This window comes from Cellvibrio sp. UBA7671 (assembly GCA_002483145.1).
In the GTDB taxonomy this organism is placed as follows: Bacteria; Pseudomonadota; Gammaproteobacteria; order Pseudomonadales; family Cellvibrionaceae; genus Cellvibrio; species Cellvibrio fibrivorans.
This window is the reverse complement of sequence record DLHJ01000002.1, coordinates 151608-171677: the sequence shown is the minus strand read 5'-3', so window position 1 is coordinate 171677 and position 20070 is coordinate 151608. Positions and strand designations below refer to the sequence as shown.

The following is a 20070-nucleotide window of genomic DNA, read 5'->3' as shown; positions in this document are numbered from 1 at the left end:
TTAATTGCGCGAAGGATAAATTCCCTCCAGTGCGATAATAAAATTCATACCCAAATACGGGTTGCGGATTGGCACAGGCAAGTTATTTCCTACCGGCGTGACGGTAACTCCGGCGGCAAATGGTTTGAGTGTTACATCAGGAGTATCCGCAGCGTATAGAGTACCTGCCCGTCCCGCAGCCGCCACTGGCCCAAGATTGAGATTTGCAGCAGGTGCTCCCACCGCTGTTGTGCTCGCTGCAACAGCCGGGATCGCCACATTCACAGCTACCGTTGGAGCATGGCTAGGTAATTGGCCAGTTGTAAGGGAGACATTCTCTGTACCTGACACTTGACCCAATGTGATGTTAGTTAAACCTGCACCGGTACCCGTACCTACCGGACTACGGCTTTGCAAGTTAGGTAATGCAAAAGTGGTTACACCATCGCCACCGTAATTGGTTCCCAACAGCGAGAACAAAGCAGAGTTGCTGGAAATTGCCAACAATTGACCGTTACAGAATGCCCAACCTCGCGGAGCATAAGTACCAGCAAACATGCGAATTTCACCCATAAATGGATCAGCCATCATTTTCTCCTTAACTAGTTTTAGGTTTACTTAATGTGTACAGAATTTACTCCTTGTGTTTTTAATAACGCCTGATTTTTCATCAGGCTAATCAAAAAACAGCACAACTCCCAATAAAAACTCATGCTTTTGCAATAAAAAAACGTGAATCAATCTTGACTGATATTCAAAAAAACACCGATTTGTATTTTCTTATGCCCAAATTGCGTCACCCAAAATACCCATACTTGAGTTTATAAGAATTCGGTTGTGCATCCTATTACGCCCCATAACAGGAGACAAAATTAATGAGCAAACAAGCTCTACTACCACAACAATATGTCATGTGTAGTAGATGATTCGGATAATGCAAACCCAAGATTCAGGTAAAGCTTTTTTGCGCGGGTGTTTTGTTGATCAACGGCAAGGCGCACAGGCCGCCTCGCTTGATCAGCCAAATGTTTAAGCGCACGCAATATACTTGACCCATAGCCTCTGCTACGCATGGAGGGCAAAAAAGCAATATCGATCAGATGCAGACTATCGGAAGTATTATTCAAGATTAATTTTCCAATAGGTTCTGCAAACAGATGGATAATAAATGTTTCTGCCAAAGGAAAGGAAGCGCCATAAGAAGCCTGCTGCAGGATGAATTGTTGCTTTATCAGCAAATCCACTTGCGCTTTTGGCAGTGGCATTTGATAGAGAAATACACGTGTAGAAAAGAACAAGGTTTCTGCAAAGGCTTGGTCTTGCGGCTGCAGCTCGCGCAGGTGCAACCCCAGCGGCAAAGAAATGTCATTGAGCATTTATAACTGTCCCTATCGAATTATTAGTTAACACCAACAAACGATTATAAGTAGAAGAAAGGTGTGCTTGTATTTTTTCCTGCTCTTGTCGCGTAAACAAAGACTGCTTCTTTTCTGCATCAGGTAAAAACACTTGCCCCGGACTCTTTGAATGAAACTGCATGCGAGCTTGTATTTTAAAAAAACCAAGCTCATCGAATGCAATTTCTAAAAACTGAAATAGTGTTGTTATAGTGTCAACATTCAACTGACAGTAATCAACTACGAGTCCGCCCTGCCCAGGATAACAATCGTGCATTGCCCATAACAATCCATGCAATACCTGCACTCTTTTCGCCAACAGCGTACCTGCATCATCCCAACCAGCAAATACCGGATGATAATCTGCCAAGCTCGGATCACCAATCATATGCCGCCCTGCCGAGCGATGATGTGAAGCCAAAATCTCCACCGGATGGCGCACCAAAAAAACCACCGGCACTTGCGGGTAATTTGCGCGAATCAAATCCCAACGGAAAATATCCCAGGCATTCCATTTAATAACAACATCTGGCCGCGTAGGAAATACACTCGCTTGTAAATTGATAAGCTGCTGCAGATGTTGTTGCTGGGCAGCCTCTTTGAGCGTTTGATCTAGCAGGATTTCGGTTAACACCGGGGATTCAGAAAACACGCAAGTAGTATCTAACTCGGACAAACAACCGGAAATCAGCGTTGAACCGCAACGGGATAAATGAAAAATAAATCCTGCCGGTGTTATGGGCTGCACAGCCTGCGCTTGAACATCCAGCGACGACAAAGCAGTTTTAGGTGTAATGAATTGATTAACTAAAACAGTTTGTCGATAACGGGAAATAGTTTCATCCTGAAATGGCTCAGTGGCATGTCCGGCAGGCAAGCACCAATGAATGCAGCGGTTTTTTGCATGATAGCGATAAGGCAACCAATTTCCTGCCAATTGAATTTTATCGCTATCTAAAACAAGTTGGTTTAGTTGCGCCAATTCAGCGAGTAATTGGTCATCGCTGAGCGTTGTTTGTTGCCACAATTTTTTAATGACAGACAACAACTCACTGACAGAAACAGCCTCCTGACAGCGCTCCAATTGTGCGGGCGAACTGATCAATTCACAGTAAGCCGAAAACAAATCACTCACTGCGATACTCCCGAACGAATTTGCTCGCACAACCATTCATTGGCAACACAATCGATTACCAAATTAATTCTGTCTTCCGTACCGCGATTATAAACTTCATGTACCTGATCCGCATTGAAGTACCACAGCTCGCCCGCGCGCATAGGAATTATTTTGTTATCAACGATAAAACTCACCGCAGCGCTGGTGTGAATCAGCACATGCAAACGCGCCTCACCAAATTCGATGCTTAACTCATGATCACGATGGGGTTTTATTTCTGCGCCGGCTTTTAAGCGCATTAAACGCGCGGCTTTAATGGGGCATTGCAGCTGATTAAAAATGGAGGCGATTGCCGGGCACTGCTCCAACACCGGCAAGTTTTCCCAGTCATCGCCATCGGCAATCGCAAAGCCTTGCAAGACAGGATGTGCATTCAGATGTTGCCGCTGGCAGCGTAAGGGCAACACATCCCAACCACCGGCATAATCATTTTTATTAACGTGATCAACCCAGACGTCAACGAGCGGGGAAATGTGCAGCAGTGCTTCAACCTCCGCTTGCAGTGCACCGAGTTGAATAGCGCAAGGGAGTTTTACAAAGGAAACAACAGGATTTTCCATTCACAATGCTCTTATTTATTGAATGAAATCCTTTTCTGACGAATACCTCTACCCACAAACAGATTTACAGAATCGCAACCAGCAAAAACGGCAAGCCGATAAACGCCACTAGTGTGGACACTAACACCATAGCAGCTACTTCTTCTGGATGGCGATCATAACGCAACGCCAGTAAATAGTTGAATACTGCTATAGGCATGGCAGATTGCAATAACACAATATTACGCGAGACGCCTGTCAGCCCCATTAATTCGCACACGACAAACCCGAATAACAACCCACCACCTACACGTAGAAAGCTAAATAATAGGCTACGTTTCCAAAAATGAATTTTTAATGTTGCAAGTGATACACCCAGTGCAATCGTCATTAACGGGATGGCGATGCCGCCGAGCAAGTCGAGTGTATTGCTAATCCAACGCGGCAATTCGGTGTGCGTAACGAGCAAGATGACTGCGATGATCATTGCATAAATCACCGGCTGTTTGGCGATTGCCTCCATGCGTTTAAAAATCCCGCCTTCACTGGTTGTCACTAACAGCAGGCCCACTGTAAAGGTTGCAACCATCATCACCATAAACGAGCCCAGCGCGAGTGCCAAACCGGTTTGACCGTAGGCAAATAAACATAACGGCAAACCCATGTTGCCGTTGTTGGGAAAAATTAAAGGTGGCAGATAAGTACCAATTTCAAGTTTCATCCAGCGCAATAACGCCCAGCCAAATAAACCCATAGCGGTCATAACGATAGCAGTAGCGAGCGCGACCTGCCCCATCACCGCTGGCTGCACATCGACCTTTGCCATCACACTAATGATCAAACAGGGCGTGCCTATATTCATCACAATGCGCGAGATAAAATCCGAGGGAAATTCAGTGCCTGTTTTACCCCAGATAAAACCCGCGCCGACTGAAATCATAATAGGCGCGAGAATAGCGAGCAGTTCGCTCAACATAAGAGAATCCAAAATCTACGATGAAAGGCGCATATATTACCGGCACAAGCTGATTGACGATAGCAGGTACGAGAATCAAGTTGTTTTCAGTAACTGCCTCATCAAACTGAAATACTACTATCCAGGCGATGTCATTTTCACTCTTACCACTCATTAACTCCGCAAGCCATAGGCAAAATTTATAGCCTTTTGATTGTGAAGCCAAAACATCTCGGATACAAACGCGTCCCTAATGCCAGTAGCCGTGGCATTTATTGTGCGATTTTTACTTTGACTTCAGAGGTGGGTATGTCTCAAAAAATAAAAAAGGTAGTGATTGCTGGAGGAGGAACATCAGGTTGGTGCACTGCTGTTTCTTTATCACGTCATTTAGGAACCCTATTAGATATTACATTGATCGAGTCTGCTGAAATCGGCACGGTAGGTGTAGGCGAAGCGACATTCCCGACTATTTGTTCTTTCCACAAAATTCTGGGCATTGATGAACAGGAATTTTTAAATGCAACCCTGGGTAGCATCAAGCTGGGTATTTCCTTTGAGAACTGGGCCCGCAAGGGCGATAGGTACATCCACCCTTTTGGCACATTCGGGAAGTCAAACTGGTTGGGGGACTTTCATCACTACTGGCTGGCCGCCAAAGCTCGCGGCTATGATGGTTCGATTGACGATTTATGCTTCGAGTTGCAGGCTGCTAAAGCCCATAAATTTGCGCTCACCGAAAATCCAAAACTGAATTATGCCTATCATTTTGACGCAAGCCTTTACGCAAAGTTTTTGCGTAAGCTTAGTGAGGAAAAAGGTGTGCGTCGCCTTGAAGGAAAAATAGTTGGGGTCAAGCAACATCCGGATACGGGTTTTATTGAGTCTGTGGTAATGGAATCAGGTGCGAGTATTGAAGGTGATTTTTTTATCGATTGCACAGGATTTCGTGGATTACTCATTGAGGAAACCTTAAAGGCCGGTTACGAGAAGTGGGGGCATTGGCTGCGTAATGATAGCGCCGTAGCTTTACAAACTGAATTTTCTGGCGATATCCCGCCTTACACGCGCGCCATTGCGCATGACAGCGGTTGGCAGTGGAAGATTCCGTTGCAGCATCGTCAGGGTACAGGCCATGTTTATTCCAGTTCATATATTTCTGATGAAGATGCAAGAAAAACCTTGTTGGAAAATCTGGATGGAGACATACGCGCAGAACTTCGCCTGCTGAAATTCCACACAGGGCGCCGCAAGCAATCATGGGTCAAAAATTGTGTTGCGATAGGCTTGGCCGGTGGATTTGTTGAGCCGTTGGAATCAACCAGCATTCACCTGATTCAAATAGGCGTGATCAGGTTATTGCAATTATTTCCATTTGAAGGATGCAACGAGCATTTGATCCGACGTTACAATGACCTCGCTCACGCCGAGTACGAATGGATTCGGGATTTTATTATTTTGCATTACAAAGCGACTGAGCGCGACGATACCCCTTACTGGCGCGACTGCCGTGATATGTCCATCCCCGATTCGCTTGCAGAGAAGATTGAATTGTTTAAAGCAACCGGTCAAATCTACCATCATCCCGATGATATTTTTAGAGTAACTTCCTGGCTCCAGGTAATGTTAGGGCAAAGAATAGAGCCGCGCAGTTATCATCACATTCCGCACGCGATGAGTGATGAGAAAATTTTTGCCGGCCTTATCTCAATAAAATCAAATATTGCCGCCGCTGTTGAAAAATTACCTTCACATGCTGACTTTCTCAAAGCCTATTGCTCGGTAAAATAATCTGTATACATTCGGAACTCGCGTTGAGTGAGTTCCGAATGATGTGTGTGTCATAATTAGTCAGCTCCATCACTCTGATGCTATTAATTGACTCTCACGACACATTATTACTTATGCAGAATCCTCTTTTTGGTGACGCCGGCAAGCCTGCGAAAAAATCCGGTAAAGTCGTAGAGCCAGCGATTATCGATCCGGCGTTGATCGAACTCGCACAAAGCCTGCCTGCGCATCTACGTCTGGGTACCTCTTCGTGGAATTATCCGGGTTGGAATGGCTTGGTGTGGAATGGCGAATATCCCGAAACCAATCTGTCGCGCTACGGACTCGCAGCTTACGCACAGCACCCGTTGTTTCGCACAGTGAGTGTTGATCGCAGTTTTTATCGGCCACTAAACGTCGCCCAGTTTGCAGAATATGCATCGCAGGTGGGACAGCATTTTCGCTTCGTCGTAAAAGCGCCGAGTTTAATCACCGATGCGTTGGTACGCGACGAATCCGGACGCGGCATGCGACAAAACCCGAATTTTCTCAATGCAGAACAGGCAGTGCAGATGTTTGTTGAACCGGCATTGGAAGGCTTAGGGCGCAGACTCGGGGCATTGGTATTTCAGATCAGCCCCTTACCCACCGCATGGCTTGGGCAAATGCCGAAATTGATCGATCGATTACACACTTTATTAAAAGCCATTCCCGATTTAAAAAGCATTGCGCCTGATGGCGTTGTCGCAGTAGAAGTGCGCGATCCACAATGGTTAACACCACAATTTGTCGATGCACTGCGCGACACCGGCGCAACCTATTGCATGGGCCTGCACGCCAAAATGCCGCGCATCACTGAACAACTTCCGATTTTGCGCGCACTCTGGCCAGGGCCATTGGTATGCCGCTGGAATTTGAATCCACTACATGGCGCCTACGGTTATGAAGATGCACAAGCACTCTATTCGCCTTACGACAAAATGATGGATCCCGATCCGGAAACGCGCGCAGCCCTGGTACGGGTAATTTCCGGTACCGCAAGCGCCGGGCAAAATGTTTTTGTTACGCTGAGCAATAAAGCAGAGGGGTCAGCGCCGCTTTCCGTGATTGAATTGGCAAGGGCGATTCGGGCGGATAATCACCCGAGTGGAAACACATAAACGCAGCGTGAAATAACTAAAAGCCCGGCACAACGATGCCGGGTTTTTATTGTTGAAACCTAAAACAAACTCTTCGCCACAATGCGAATCTCTTGCACGTTGCTCATCACAAACGTGAGTCCACCAGCGACCACAGAATTTTCCGGCTCTTCCAATTTTTGGTAGGCCGTTAATTCCTGAATGGGTGGCAAATCGGTTTTGGTGTGGGTTAATTTGAGCGAGTGATACAAGCCAAGGTTAATCAGATCGCTAAGATTGGCTGGGCCGGGGCTCTCGCCTTTCCAATTGCCGATCTCCTGCACCACCTTGAGGTACTGCTCATCCACTTGCCACTGCTTGAGGGTAATTACGCCGAGGGATTTCGCGTATTCACGGCAGAGCGCGACATATGCCGGGATATCAGGGGTATCGTCACTGTTTCTAAACGCTGAAAGTACAGCCAATGTGCCCACTTCACTCAAAAGTGCCGCCATCAGTACATTGTCGGGCAGTACATTTTTGAAATGCATATGCTTGGCAATATAGGTACTCACACTCGCCTTCAATGCCAGGCGACGCCAGGCCTCTAAGAAAAGCCGTTTGTGTTTTACCGAATGCACCGAGAACAAACTTTTTATCGAGTGCACCATGGTAATCCGCTCCACTTGATTCATTCCCAGCAGGCGAATCACATCGAGCAGGTTTTGCGGTGGTGTTTGGCTACCCACCAAGGGGCTTGATGCATATTTCAACAACACCGCTGACAAGGCGGGGTCTTTGGCCAGCAGCCTGCTCAATTCCATCATGGAGAGATCTTGCTGCCCCATGGCTTTGCGGATTTCAAACGTAATAGACGGCAGGCTCGGCAATTGCTCTTGACCGCTTAATAGATCGCCGATCACACCGCGATACACTGAATAATCTGATTGAACTGCTGTCACGCTGGAATCCATAGCACACACATTGGTAATTAGAGAGTATTTGCCGCCAAGCGTAGCAGATTTGCCCGTTGGGGTAATAGCTGAGTCAGCACCAGCAAGTGCATCCAATCAGGTACTATTGGATCATAAGTACTCTTGTATAGGGCCAGAAAAAAGTACTGCAGAAAGAAAAGTGTCACAAAGCCTTGCTAGGCTGGAGCGCCATTTAAGTGCCAACCAAGCGACACGAGCAATCAACATGCAACCCAAAGCCCTGCCTACCCTCCTTTTCGTGCTCTTTTATTTTGTCAGCCTTGCGGGCTGTGATGCACAGCTTAACGGGCAAGCACAAGCCTCGCCCAATGCAGACGCCACACCGGAAAACCTTCAAGCTAGCTCGCGCTTACCGGAAGTTAGCATGGAAAAGCGCGTTCAGGTGTCTGACGACATCATTACCAATCTCGAAGCGCCCATCCCCTCACAGTGCTACACCAAAACTGAGAATCGCCACAACCCCTGCTACACATGCCATCAAATGTATGACCGAAGCAAAGGCGAGTTTCGCATGAATGAGTTGGATGACGGAGGCTTACAAGGTGCTTATATTTTTTCTGAGGATGGCTTGAGTAACCATTGGAAGAATCTGTTTGTTGATCGTCAGGATTGGATTAACAGCATAAGCGATAGCTCAATTCAAACCTATGTAAATACCGAGAACTACAGCCAACTCCCAAATGATCTGACCGCGCGCAACTGGAAAGGCTTTATTCCTGATTTGCAAAATTTCCACCAGGCCGCCGCCGCCTTTGATGAGCAAGGCATTGCGAAAGACGGCAGTCACTGGATCGCGTTTAATTACAAACCTTTCCCCGGCACTTTCTGGCCCACTAACGGTGCGACAGACGATGTAGTTATTCGTCTACCGGCGCAGTTTCGCGAAATCAACGGCCAATACAATGCAGCGATGTATTTTTTAAATTTATCGCTGGTTGAAATAAACATCAAACAACTGGCGAACATCAGTATCGCGCCGCAAGATGAAAAGGAGCTGGGCATTGATTTGGATGGCGATGGCAATTTGGGCCAAGCAGTGCAACTGGTAAAACGCGATCAATATTTGGGCGATGCAGCGCAGGTAGCGGTTATCCCCCAACAATATCCGGAAAATACCGAATTCATGCATTCAGTTCGCTACGTAGGTAATGATGAACAGGGCAATATTTTTGTGCCCGCGCGCATGAAAGAACTGCGCTACATGAAAAAAATTCGGGCACTGGAACAATACGATGTCGCCAGCCGCTACGCGCGTGAACGCAAAGAAAAAAATCTGGAGCAATTGCCGAACTTCAATGATCACGGCGAACTGGGAATGGAAAATGGGTTTGGCTGGATGCTGCAAGGCTATATAGAAGACCACGATGGCAAGTTGCGTCCGCAAACCCATGAAGAAACCTTCTTTTGCATGGGCTGCCACGCCGCAGTGGGCGCCACTATCGACCAAACATTTGCGTTTGCACGCAAAGTCACCGGTGCGCAAGGCTGGGGCTACATCAACTTGAAAGGCATGCTGGATGCGCCCAGCGTAAGTGAACCCGGTGGTGAAATTTTGCATTACTTACAGCGCGCCGGTGGCGGCAGTGAATTCCGCGAAAATCCGGAGATGCTCAGCCGCTGGTTTACCGAAAACGGGATTGTCGATACCGAAAAAGTGAAATCCGCCGATGTGTACACATTGATCTCCCCTTCGCGGGAACGCGCTATGCAGTTGAATAAGGCTTATACCCACATAGTGCGTCACCAAAGTTATATTTATGGGCGCGATGCGACTTGGCTGACCGCAAACAATGTGTTTGAAACCATCGATGAATCTGAACCACCCCTTGCGCCGGAATTTCGTTTTTACAATTGGGATCTTCGTTTGGACTGGAGCAGTCTCCAGTAGATTAAATGGCAAAATTGAACAAATAAAAAAGCACTGTCGCGAAAGCGGCAGTGCTTTTTTATTTTTACTTGATAAACATCGCGCTGAAACCACACATGGAGACGGCAACGAAAATTAAGTGCATTTGGCGTCAAAAAACCTTCATTTAAATGACACAAATATGTTGTCAAACCTTCATACAGCATCCCTAGGCTTCAGTCCTCGAAAGTAAACTTTTTAAAGACCAACCTTGGGATCAATAACCATGACCTTCAACAAAAAAATATTAGCCGTGTTAATTTCTTCCACCATTATGCTCACTGCCTGTGGCGGTGATGACGGTAAAGATGGTGCTACGGGTCCAGCAGGAGCTACCGGAGCAACTGGCCCAAAAGGTGACACTGGAGCGACTGGCCCGCAAGGTCCTGCAGGATCTAACGGCTCAAATGGAAGTAATGGCTCTAATGGTAGCAATGGAACTGACGCAACAGCACCAGCCAAAATGATTCGCCTCGCTACTACACCAATGGGCTCTGAATTAACTGGTATGTTCAAGACCGATAATGGTGAATTCTTTTTCAATATCCAACACCCGTCAGACACACTACCTGGTGATGAGAAAAAAGCGGCAGTCGGTGTTTGGAATGGCGTAGATTTGGATAATCTTGATCCCAAAATCACCCCGGTTCCAGTTCCAGTGAAAGGCTCTCCAGAATCACAAACTACCAAAGTTGCCGTAGGTAGCTATCAAGCCCTTGGCCGTGAAGGCGATACCTATGCCGGTGCACTGCCTTTCGGCTTTGGCAACATCACCAACCCTGCGGGCAACGTCAGCATCAAGCAATCCAACAACCCTGACTTCAACGCATTTATCCCAAGCAACGCCACCGGCAGCGAAGGCTACCTGTTCAGCGCATGGGAAGATCGTCCGGGCGGTGTAAGCCGTCTGAACATCGCCAAACAAAGCGATGGCACCTGGCGCGTAAACGATGCCATGAACGTTAACTTTGGCAATGTTAAAGGCACCATGATCAACTGCTTTGGTACCGTTTCTCCTTGGGGCACTCCGCTGACCTCAGAAGAAAACTACGAAGCTGAAAATTCAGTGCGCTGGAACGACATGACCTACTCCACTGGCTACCCGAACTACGCTGATGTTTTGAAGATTAAGGATTACCTGGGAGGCACCTTCCCCAACCCTTATGACTACGGCTACATCGTTGAAATAACCCAACCAAAAGCGGCTACGCCGGTCGCGGTGAAGCATTTCACTCTGGGCCGTTCAGCCCATGAAAACCCGGTGATCATGCCCGACAAGAAAACCGTTTACCTGACCGATGACGGCTCAAACAAAGGCTTCTACAAGTTCGTAGCCGACGTTGCCGGCGATTTGTCAGCAGGTACTCTTTACGCTGCAAAAGTAACTCAAGACGCGACCAACGATACCGCTAAAGCCGGTTTTGATATCGAGTGGATCATGCTGGCACACGCGACCAACGCGCAAATTGAAAGCTGGGTACGCAGCTACGATGGCATTGATGAAACGGATTATGTATCCGGCTCAACCAACTTTATCAGCGATGCTGAAGTTGCTACCTGGGCCGCTGGTGGTGCTGCCGACAACCGTGTTGCGTTCCTTGAAACTCTGCGCGCTGCCAAAGCCAAGAGCGCAACCGTTGAGTTCAACAAGATGGAAGGTATCAACATCAACTACGATGGCGCCAAAGATCGCAGCGTGCCATTCATGTACGTTGCCATGGCTGAAGTACGCGGTGCAATGGCCGACACTACCGGTGACATTCAGGTTAAAGAAAACCGTTGCGGCGCTGTTTACCGTTTCGGCTTCGACATGAACTACAACGTGGATCGCATGCAACCTGTGGTCGTGGGCGGCGCTTACAACGGCAGCAGCACTACCGACAAGTGTGACGTGAACGGCATAGCTCAGCCTGACAACATCGAAGTATTGGATGACGGTCGCGTACTGATTGGTGAAGACACCAGCAACCACGTTAACAACATGTTATGGATCTATAACCCTAAAGGTGTGTGATAACCGAAAAAAGTGTTTCAGGATAAAAATACGTCATCAAGCTGTAACGCATTCAGTTCATCATAAAAAGCGTTAGAGCAAGGAAGACAACAGGCAAGGAGGTATACAAGGAGGTTATTGCATGCATCAGAAGGGGCTCAGGCCCCTTTTTTTACACTCAAATGTAACCGGTTACTGTAATATGCGCCCGCTCAGGCACACCGCCCGAACGCAGCTCATTCGAATAATCAGGAACCCCATGAAACAACTCTTTTTTAGCCTCGCGCTCGCGGTGCTCCCAGCTACCGTGCTTGCGCAGCCCACAGCACACCTACCATCAACAGAAGCCCTATTGCAGATGGCTGGTGAGTTTGAGCAGGAACTCACCGGCAATATCCTGCCCTACTGGATTAAACAGGCACCCAATCCCGAGACCGGCGGTTTTTACGGGCAAGTCAGCGCCGACGGCAAACCCGACCCAAGTGCCGAGCGCGGCGCCCTGCTCTCCAGCCGGATTTTATGGAGTTACTCAGCCGCGTATCGGAATTACCGGGATGAGGCCTATCGCAAGCTGGCCGATAGCGCATTTAAAGATCTGGAAGCCACTTTTTGGGATAACAAAAATGGCGGCCTTTACTGGTCAGTAGCGGGCGATGGTAAACCAGCGCAAACCCATAAACAGATTTACGGGCAGGTCTTTGGTATCTACGGCTACAGCGAATACTTCCGCGCGACCGGTAACCAGCAGGCACTGGAACGCGCTAAAACCCTGTATCGACTAATCGAACAATACGCGTTGGATAGGGAGCATGGCGGCTATCTGGAAGTAGTGGGTGAAGATTGGCGACCACTCGCCAAACCCGTAAATAGCCTCGGTGTGACAACCGCCAAATCGCAAAATACGCACCTGCATGTGATGGAGGCTTACACCAATTTATTGCGCGTTTGGCCGGATGGGCAGCTGAAAAAACAGCAAACAGCGCTGCTGGACATCATGCTCGGCAAAATCCTCAACCGCACAACCAACCATCTCGCCCTATTTATGGATGCCGATTGGCAGGTGCAAGGCGATGGCATTTCCTACGGTCACGATATTGAAGCCGCTTGGCTAATGGTGGAAGCCGCTGAAGTATTGGGTGATCCCGACCTGATCAACCGCACCCGCGCGCTGGCCGTGAAGATTGCCGATACAACTCTCGCTGAAGGCATGGATACGGATGGCGCCATCTACAACGAAGCCTCGGCACACAAAGGTTTGACTAATGCCGGCAAGGATTGGTGGGCGCAGGCAGAAGCCCTGGTCGGTTTTATCAACGCCTATGAAATTACCGGCGATACCAAATACCTGAGTGCAACTACGCGTACATGGGGTTTTATCAAGGCGCACCTGGTGAACAATAAAACCGGTGAGTGGCACTGGGGGACAAACAAATCCGGCCAAGTGATACTCCAACCTACCCTGAGTATGTGGAAGTGCCCTTACCACAATAGCCGCGCCATGATGGAAAGTGCACGCCGTTTACAGCGCTTGGCGACGCTTGCCAAACACTAATAGAGACACTGACACCAGCAAACTCAAGCCGCCCTTGCAGCACAAGGGCGGCGCTCAAAAACCACGCCTTTTGTGTCGCCTAAACCCAATTAGCTGTTAAAAACTGCAAACACAATATGTAGTCATATCACATCCATATCTACATGCAAAAAAAGTCTAAGCTGCACGACAAACTGTCATTTTGGGTATGAGTCACGGCAACACTGGATTTCCCGTAGTTCTACAGCGATTTCGCCACTTGCCCCCAGTTTTTACCAGCTCCACCCACACCTTATCCACAGGTTTTCAAGCTTGCATAAAACCCCTAACCGCATTATCTTGTAGCCCATTCACGATTTACCCCTAGATATAGGTATTACCGGTGCCCAACACCACAATATCGCCTATCGCTCATGGAGCAAATCGTCAAGCAGATTTTTGACCCAATTGAACGTTAATCACAGTCACTGCGTAAAAACCAGCTGTCATTAACGGCCAACCTGTCGTTTCAATACACTGGGAAGGCATCAGTAGTATGGGCACAACCGGCTGATTACCGACCACTATATCTAGTGGTGTGTTAATCAGCAGAAAACGGTGTTCTGAACCCTGATTTTAATAATCCAACCGCCATCGATTCGGCGGGCAAGCGGGTCAGCAAGATCGCAAACGCTAGTCAGCACTGCCTTTATATCGACAATGCTTTTTGTAAGAACAAACAGAATCAACTTCAATCGGGAATGACCTCACGCGGGAGACGTCTATGCATACTGACATTGAACAAACCACCGGCACGACCAACATCCAACACGACATCCACGGCGGCACGTCGAGCCTTACCGCAACAGCGCCGGGGCAATTGCGTGTGATCAAGCGCAATGGAACGGTGGTTCCTTTCGATGCCAGCAAAATCGCCATCGCCATGACCAAGGCATTTTTGGCTGTAGAAGGTGGCACTGCCGCTGCCTCTACCCGTGTACACGAAGTGGTGAGCAGCCTCACCCAACAAATCACCGCCACCTTCAAGCGCCGTATGCCCTCAGGCGGCACTATCCATATTGAAGAGATCCAGGATCAGGTTGAACTTATCCTGATGCGCTCTGGCGAACAAAAAATCGCCCGCGATTACGTGCTCTACCGCGAAGAGCACGCTCGTATGCGCGCCCAAAAACAACCTGCATCGCAAGAGCCAGATCCGGATTACCCCGCATTGAACGTCGTATTGGACGATGGCACCCGCGCCCTGCTCGACATTGGCCGTATGCGCACCATCGTGCGTGAAGCCTGTGCCGGTTTGGCCGGTGTGGAAGAGAAAGCCATCCTCGATGAAGCCATGCGCAACCTCTATGACGGCGTGGCCGAAAAAGACGTGAACACCTCACTGGTGATCACCGCCCGTACGCTGGTAGAGAAAGAGCCTAACTACTCGTTCGTTACTGCCCGCCTATTGATGGACAAACTGCGCGCTGAAGCCCTGAGCTTCTTTGGTGTGGCAACCTCTGCCACCCAAGCCGAGATGGAAACCTACTACGCACAAACCCTGCCGCTCTACATCAAAAAAGGTGTTGAGCTGGAGCTGGTATCCCCTGAATTATTGAATTTCGATTTGGAAAAACTGGGCAAAGCTCTGATCGCCGAGCGCGATCTGCAGTTCACCTACCTCGGCCTGCAAACCCTGTACGACCGCTACTTCATCCACAGCAATGACACCCGCATCGAACTGCCGCAAATTTTCTTTATGCGTGTGGCGATGGGCCTGGCGATTCAGGAAGACAATCGTGAAGACCGCGCGATTGAGTTCTATCGTCTGCTCTCTTCCTTCGATTACATGAGCTCTACCCCAACCCTGTTCAACTCAGGCACCTTGCGTCCGCAGTTGTCCTCTTGCTACCTGACTACCGTACCCGATGATCTCCACGGTATTTACGGCGCCATGCAAGACAACGCCATGCTGAGCAAATTCGCTGGCGGTTTGGGTAATGACTGGACGCCAGTACGCGCACTCGGCGCGTACATCAAAGGCACCAACGGCAAATCACAAGGTGTTGTCCCCTTCCTGAAAGTGGCCAATGACACCGCGGTAGCAGTAAACCAGGGCGGCAAGCGCAAAGGCGCTGTGTGTGCGTACCTGGAAACCTGGCATATGGATGTCGAGGAATTCCTCGAACTGCGTAAAAACACTGGTGATGACCGCCGCCGTACCCACGACATGAACACCGCTAACTGGGTGCCCGATGCATTCATGAAGCGCGTGTTTGATGATAAAGAGTGGACCCTCTTCTCTCCGAACGACGTTCCTGACCTGCACGATTTGTACGGCAAGGCTTTTGAAGAGCGTTACGCGTTTTATGAAACCCAGGCTGCTGCTGGCAAAATCAAAGTGTTCAAAACCGTGCGCGCATTGGATCTGTGGAGAAAAATGCTGGGCATGCTGTTTGAAACCGGCCACCCATGGATCACTTTCAAAGACCCATGCAACCTGCGCAGCCCGCAGCAGCATGTTGGCGTGGTTCACTCATCCAACCTGTGTACTGAAATCACCTTGAACACCAAGGCGAACGATGAAATCGCGGTATGTAACCTCGGCTCCATCAACCTTGCGCAACACATTGTGGATGGCAAACTTGATCAAGCAAAACTGGAGCGCACCGTTAAAACTGCGATCCGTATGCTCGATAACGTGATCGATATTAACTACTACGCCGTTGCGACCTCCAAAGCGTCCAACCTGCGTCACCGTCCTATCGGCCTCGGCATCATGGGCTTCCAGGATGCGCTCTATGAACAACGTATCGCCTACAGCTCACAACAAGCAGTAGATTTCGCTGATACCTCAATGGAAGCCGTGAGCTACTACGCGATCAAAGCCTCAAGCGAACTGGCAGCCGAGCGCGGCAAGTACTCAACCTTTGATGGTTCTTTGTGGAGCAAAGGCATTCTGCCGATTGACTCGATTGAACTGCTCGCACAAAACCGTGGCGAGAATTACATCAAAGTGGACCGCAGCCAAACTTTCGATTGGGCGACTCTGCGCGCACAAGTTAAAGCACAGGGTATGCGCAACTCCAACGTGATGGCGATTGCACCAACCGCAACTATTTCTAACATCACCGGCGTAACCCAGTCGATTGAACCGACTTACCAAAACCTCTACGTGAAATCCAACCTGTCGGGCGAATTCACCGTAGTTAACCCGCACCTGGTACACGACCTCAAAGCCCGTGGCCTGTGGGATGCAGTAATGGTTAACGATTTGAAATACTACGAAGGCTCACTGCAAAAGATCGACCGCATTCCAGCCGACCTGAAAGCCATCTACGCCACCGCGTTTGAAGTAGAACCCAAGTGGATCGTAGAAGCCGCCAGCCGTCGCCAGAAGTGGATAGACCAGGCGCAAAGCTTGAACCTCTACATCGCTGGCGCTAACGGCAAAAAGTTGGACATTACTTACCGCATGGCATGGTTCTCCGGCTTAAAGACTACGTATTACCTGCGTGCCTTGGCTGCAACGACGACTGAGAAATCCACCATTAACACCGGTGCATTGAACGCAGTCTCTGCCGGTGGTGGCGCGAGCGGTTTGTCTGCTGCCCCTGTTACCGCCAAACCTGCCGTATCAGAAGTAGAAGCCGCGAGTTTCGCCGAAGCAGCGCCAGTGCCATTGGCGTGTTCGATAGACAATCCGGATTGCGAAGCCTGCCAATAATATCTAACCAGGACGTCGTCATCCTCGCGAATGCGGGGATCCAGCTCTTAAAACATGGATGCCCGCGTACGCGGGTATGACGATTAGCCCAGTAGCGACATCACACGAATCGTTGATCGCCTAAGTGGCGCAACACAGAGAGAACGAGGATCACATGCTAAGTTGGGATGAATTCGACAGCGAAGAAGCCGTAAGAGAAACCGCCCGTCAGGACGCGATTAGCAATGCCATCAGCAAAGCTGCAGAGCCAGTGATGCAACCAACCCAGGCGCAAATTGCACAAGCGCAAGCGACTCAAGTAAACGCCGCTGCCGATGCACACGCCGTTAACACCGCCTTTGCTGCAGCTGCCAAAGAAGAAGGCATCAGCCCTGAACTCGCTAAAGCGCGCGCGAGCCTCGCCGCACTTGATCCAGCTCCTGGCTTGGAAGAATTGCAAATGGGCGCTGCCCGTATTCAGGTAGATGAAAAGCGCATGATCAACTGCCGCGCCGACCTGAACCAACTGGTTCCATTCAAGTACGACTGGGCTTGGCAAAAATACCTTGATGGCTGCTCCAACCACTGGATGCCACAAGAAGTAAACATGACCGCCGACATCGCCACCTGGCGCAGCAAAGACGGCCTGACCGATGACGAGCGCCGCATTGTGATGCGCAGCCTCGGTTACTTCTCTACTGCTGACTCATTGGTAGCGAACAACCTCGTTCTCGCGATTTACCGTTTGATCACCAACCCCGAATGCCGCCAATACATTTTGCGTCAATCATTTGAGGAAGCGATCCACACCCACGCCTATCAATACTGCATTGAATCACTGGGCATGGATGAAGGCGAAATCTTCAACATGTACCGCGAATTGCCAAGCGTTGCGAACAAAGCTGCGTGGAGTTTGAAGCACACCCAAACCCTGGGCGATCCAACCTTCACTACCGGCACACCAGAAACCGATCAGGAATTGCTGCGCAACCTCGTTGCATTTTATGTAGTGACTGAAGGTATTTTCTTCTACTGCGGATTCAGCCAAATCCTCAGCATGGGCCGCCGCAACAAAATGACCGGCGTTGCCGAGCAGTTCCAATACATCCTGCGCGATGAATCCATGCATTTGAATTTCGGTATCGATGTAATCAACCAAATCAAATTGGAAAACCCGCACTTGTGGACCGCAGAATTCCAACAAGAAGTTATCCAAATGATTTTGGAAGGCACCGAGCTGGAAATCCAATACGCACGCGATTCTATGCCACGCGGCGTACTCGGCATGAATGCCGCGATGATGGAAGAATACCTCCACTTCATCGCCAACCGCCGCTGCTCACAAGTGGGCTTGAAAGAGCAATTCCCAGGCGCACAGAATCCATTCCCATGGATGAGTGAGATTATGGATTTGCGTAAGGAGAAGAATTTCTTTGAGACGCGAGTGATTGAATATCAGACTGGTGGGGCGTTGAGCTGGGATTAATCTGTAATCCCCTGTAATTGGAGTAAAACACACACTGTAGTAGAAAGACCCGCTTAGCGGGCATTTAATACGAACGGATTACATATTCCGGAGTGAATAAACCTAAACCGCTATTGAGTTTTGTCAGAGAGTTTTCTGGTGGGGCTCGGTAGCGGTTTTTTAATTTTAGAATAGGAAAAAATATTTTGAGCAATCAAATTGAAGAAATCTGCAACGCTCTCGAAGAAATCGCATCCTTTACTCGAAAGTCATGGAATGACGACAGAACACTAAGAGAAGTCTATGGGTGGCATCACCCTGCAATTACAAGGCATGACTTAGCAGATATTGCAGTAGACCTATTAGATCAAATAAAAAAAATAAACATTGAAACCATTGATTCAAATAAACTTGCCAGATTAGCTGATACTCCAAGACGGCTTTCACTTTTAAAAACAGACACAATTCCTCTAATGTTTAATGGCAATGGCCATCAGGCAGTACCTGCATACCTAGAGACAATCAATTGGATTCGTACATTACTAGGCACGCACCCAGATTGGCAAACACTTCAAGACAATAAAGCTATGCCCTATCAATTAGCAAAAAGATTGAGAGGCATACAGGCCGATATAGAAGAATTGGTTCCAAACAAAGAGACATTGGAAGAACAAGTTAAACTTATTCAAGAAGCAACTGAAACCGCCGAATCCTTGCCAGCCGACTTACAATCACTAAAAGAAGCTCGTGCAACAGTAAACAGGCTATCGACGGAATCTGCTGAACATTTTGGAAAAATAACAGATCGATCCACTGAAGCTGGAAAAATTCTCAGCGAAATTTTAAAACAGAAAAATGAAGCTGAAAAACTAGTTTTGCAATGCGAGGAGGCCTATAGAATAACCACAACAAAAGGTTTAGCTGCAGCGTTTGATCAAAGAGCCATAAGACTTAGTTGGTCAATGTGGATTTGGGTTATAGGTTTACTAGCAGCCCTCGGAATAGGCGCAAACCTTGGAACGAAAAGAATTGAACTATTGTCTGCGGCAATTACACTCACTGATCCGCAATGGGGTGTAATCCTAATGCATATGTTGCTTTCACTACTAAGTGTCGCCGCTCCACTTTGGTTTGCTTGGTTAGCAACCAAGCAAATTGGACAAAGATTTAGGCTTGCTGAAGATTACGGATTTAAAGCATCTGTTGCAAAGGCTTATGAAGGCTACAGAAAAGAAGCTGCAAGAATTGATAGTGCGTTTGAAGCAAGATTATTTGCTTCAACCTTAAGCAGATTAGAAGAAGCTCCACTTAGGTTAGTTGAGGATATTACTCACGGAAGCCCATGGCATGAATTAATATCCTCGAAGGGTTTTCAAAAGGCTATAGACACAGTGCCTGAACTAAAAGAGACATTTATTGATATATCAAAAAAGGGGCTCGATAAAATTAATATACCCAGAAAAAATACATCAAAAAAACCATCAGAAACCGAATAATCAAGCGTACAAGCTATCGATGAGCCGCCCCAATATTCGCAATCAAAAATGGCACTCTGTTTTG

Annotated in this window: 14 protein-coding genes; 8 read left to right on the top strand and 6 right to left on the bottom strand. The window is 48.4% G+C overall.

What is annotated here, in order from left to right; translation table 11 throughout:
- From B4E62_RS01240 to B4E62_RS01220, 5 genes are all read right to left on the bottom strand, one after another.
- Entirely contained in the window at positions 1-570 is a 570-nt protein-coding gene (locus tag B4E62_RS01240; protein WP_331350750.1) for a phage tail protein, read from the bottom strand.
- A 302-nt stretch (positions 571-872) separates the two neighbouring features.
- Positions 873-1355 carry a GNAT family N-acetyltransferase gene (locus B4E62_RS01235; RefSeq protein WP_310071903.1) on the bottom strand — a complete coding sequence of 161 codons (483 nt, stop codon included), beginning with the start codon at positions 1353-1355 and terminating at the stop codon, positions 873-875.
- Complete coding sequence (locus B4E62_RS01230) at positions 1345-2511, bottom strand: sulfotransferase family protein (protein ID WP_331350749.1); 1167 nt, start codon at positions 2509-2511, stop codon at positions 1345-1347. The genes B4E62_RS01235 and B4E62_RS01230 overlap by 11 nt, the downstream gene beginning before the upstream one ends.
- A complete protein-coding gene (locus B4E62_RS01225; RefSeq protein WP_331350748.1) occupies positions 2508-3113 on the bottom strand; it encodes an aspartyl/asparaginyl beta-hydroxylase domain-containing protein in 606 nt (201 codons plus the stop codon). Before B4E62_RS01225 ends, B4E62_RS01230 begins: the two co-directional genes overlap by 4 nt.
- A 64-nt stretch (positions 3114-3177) precedes the next feature.
- Positions 3178-4068, bottom strand: a complete 891-nt coding sequence (locus B4E62_RS01220) for an AEC family transporter (protein WP_310071896.1) — start codon at positions 4066-4068, stop codon at positions 3178-3180.
- A gap of 288 nt (positions 4069-4356) precedes the next feature.
- Here B4E62_RS01220 and B4E62_RS01215 point away from each other — a divergent pair, with 288 nt between their 5' ends.
- Together B4E62_RS01215 and B4E62_RS01210 are read left to right on the top strand one after the other, a co-directional pair.
- Complete coding sequence (locus B4E62_RS01215; RefSeq protein ID WP_310071891.1) at positions 4357-5838, top strand: tryptophan 7-halogenase; 1482 nt, start codon at positions 4357-4359, stop codon at positions 5836-5838.
- A gap of 113 nt (positions 5839-5951) precedes the next feature.
- Positions 5952-6977: a DUF72 domain-containing protein gene (locus B4E62_RS01210; protein WP_331350747.1), complete on the top strand. Its 1026-nt coding sequence runs from the start codon at positions 5952-5954 to the stop codon at positions 6975-6977.
- Between the two features lie 59 nt (positions 6978-7036).
- Here B4E62_RS01210 and B4E62_RS01205 read toward each other — a convergent pair whose 3' ends face one another.
- The gene (locus tag B4E62_RS01205) at positions 7037-7897 is read right to left on the bottom strand and encodes an HDOD domain-containing protein (protein ID WP_331350746.1); all 861 of its coding nucleotides are present in this window, start codon (positions 7895-7897) and stop codon (positions 7037-7039) included.
- Between the two features lie 238 nt (positions 7898-8135).
- On the opposite strand from B4E62_RS01205, the gene B4E62_RS01200 reads away from it, so the two are divergent.
- From B4E62_RS01200 to B4E62_RS01175, 6 genes are all read left to right on the top strand, one after another.
- Positions 8136-9818 carry a hypothetical protein gene (locus B4E62_RS01200; RefSeq protein ID WP_331350745.1) on the top strand — a complete coding sequence of 561 codons (1683 nt, stop codon included), beginning with the start codon at positions 8136-8138 and terminating at the stop codon, positions 9816-9818.
- A gap of 244 nt (positions 9819-10062) precedes the next feature.
- A complete protein-coding gene (locus tag B4E62_RS01195; RefSeq protein ID WP_331350744.1) occupies positions 10063-11850 on the top strand; it encodes an alkaline phosphatase PhoX in 1788 nt (595 codons plus the stop codon).
- 238 nt (positions 11851-12088) lie between these two features.
- The gene (locus tag B4E62_RS01190; protein ID WP_331350743.1) at positions 12089-13381 is read left to right on the top strand and encodes an AGE family epimerase/isomerase; all 1293 of its coding nucleotides are present in this window, start codon (positions 12089-12091) and stop codon (positions 13379-13381) included.
- Between the two features lie 742 nt (positions 13382-14123).
- Positions 14124-17066 (top strand): ribonucleoside-diphosphate reductase subunit alpha, encoded by a 2943-nt coding sequence (locus B4E62_RS01185; RefSeq protein ID WP_331350742.1) that lies wholly within the window; start codon positions 14124-14126, stop codon positions 17064-17066.
- A gap of 154 nt (positions 17067-17220) precedes the next feature.
- Positions 17221-18531: a ribonucleotide-diphosphate reductase subunit beta gene (locus B4E62_RS01180; protein WP_331350741.1), complete on the top strand. Its 1311-nt coding sequence runs from the start codon at positions 17221-17223 to the stop codon at positions 18529-18531.
- A 185-nt stretch (positions 18532-18716) separates the two neighbouring features.
- Entirely contained in the window at positions 18717-20006 is a 1290-nt protein-coding gene (locus tag B4E62_RS01175) for a hypothetical protein (RefSeq protein WP_331350740.1), read from the top strand.
- Positions 20007-20070: the final 64 nt, after the last annotated feature.

What these genes read in the sequence shown, in the direction of transcription:
- B4E62_RS01180 (WP_331350741.1), top strand. Translation starts at nt 17,221, where the DNA reads ATGCTAAGTTGGGATGAATTCGACAGCGAAGAAGCCGTAAGAGAAACC.
- B4E62_RS01225 (WP_331350748.1), bottom strand. Translation starts at nt 3,113, where the DNA reads ATGGAAAATCCTGTTGTTTCCTTTGTAAAACTCCCTTGCGCTATTCAA.
- B4E62_RS01200 (WP_331350745.1), top strand. Translation starts at nt 8,136, where the DNA reads ATGCAACCCAAAGCCCTGCCTACCCTCCTTTTCGTGCTCTTTTATTTT.
- B4E62_RS01190 (WP_331350743.1), top strand. Translation starts at nt 12,089, where the DNA reads ATGAAACAACTCTTTTTTAGCCTCGCGCTCGCGGTGCTCCCAGCTACC.
- B4E62_RS01240 (WP_331350750.1), bottom strand. Translation starts at nt 570, where the DNA reads ATGATGGCTGATCCATTTATGGGTGAAATTCGCATGTTTGCTGGTACT.
- B4E62_RS01235 (WP_310071903.1), bottom strand. Translation starts at nt 1,355, where the DNA reads ATGCTCAATGACATTTCTTTGCCGCTGGGGTTGCACCTGCGCGAGCTG.
- B4E62_RS01220 (WP_310071896.1), bottom strand. Translation starts at nt 4,068, where the DNA reads ATGTTGAGCGAACTGCTCGCTATTCTCGCGCCTATTATGATTTCAGTC.
- B4E62_RS01195 (WP_331350744.1), top strand. Translation starts at nt 10,063, where the DNA reads ATGACCTTCAACAAAAAAATATTAGCCGTGTTAATTTCTTCCACCATT.
- B4E62_RS01185 (WP_331350742.1), top strand. Translation starts at nt 14,124, where the DNA reads ATGCATACTGACATTGAACAAACCACCGGCACGACCAACATCCAACAC.
- B4E62_RS01215 (WP_310071891.1), top strand. Translation starts at nt 4,357, where the DNA reads ATGTCTCAAAAAATAAAAAAGGTAGTGATTGCTGGAGGAGGAACATCA.
- B4E62_RS01210 (WP_331350747.1), top strand. Translation starts at nt 5,952, where the DNA reads ATGCAGAATCCTCTTTTTGGTGACGCCGGCAAGCCTGCGAAAAAATCC.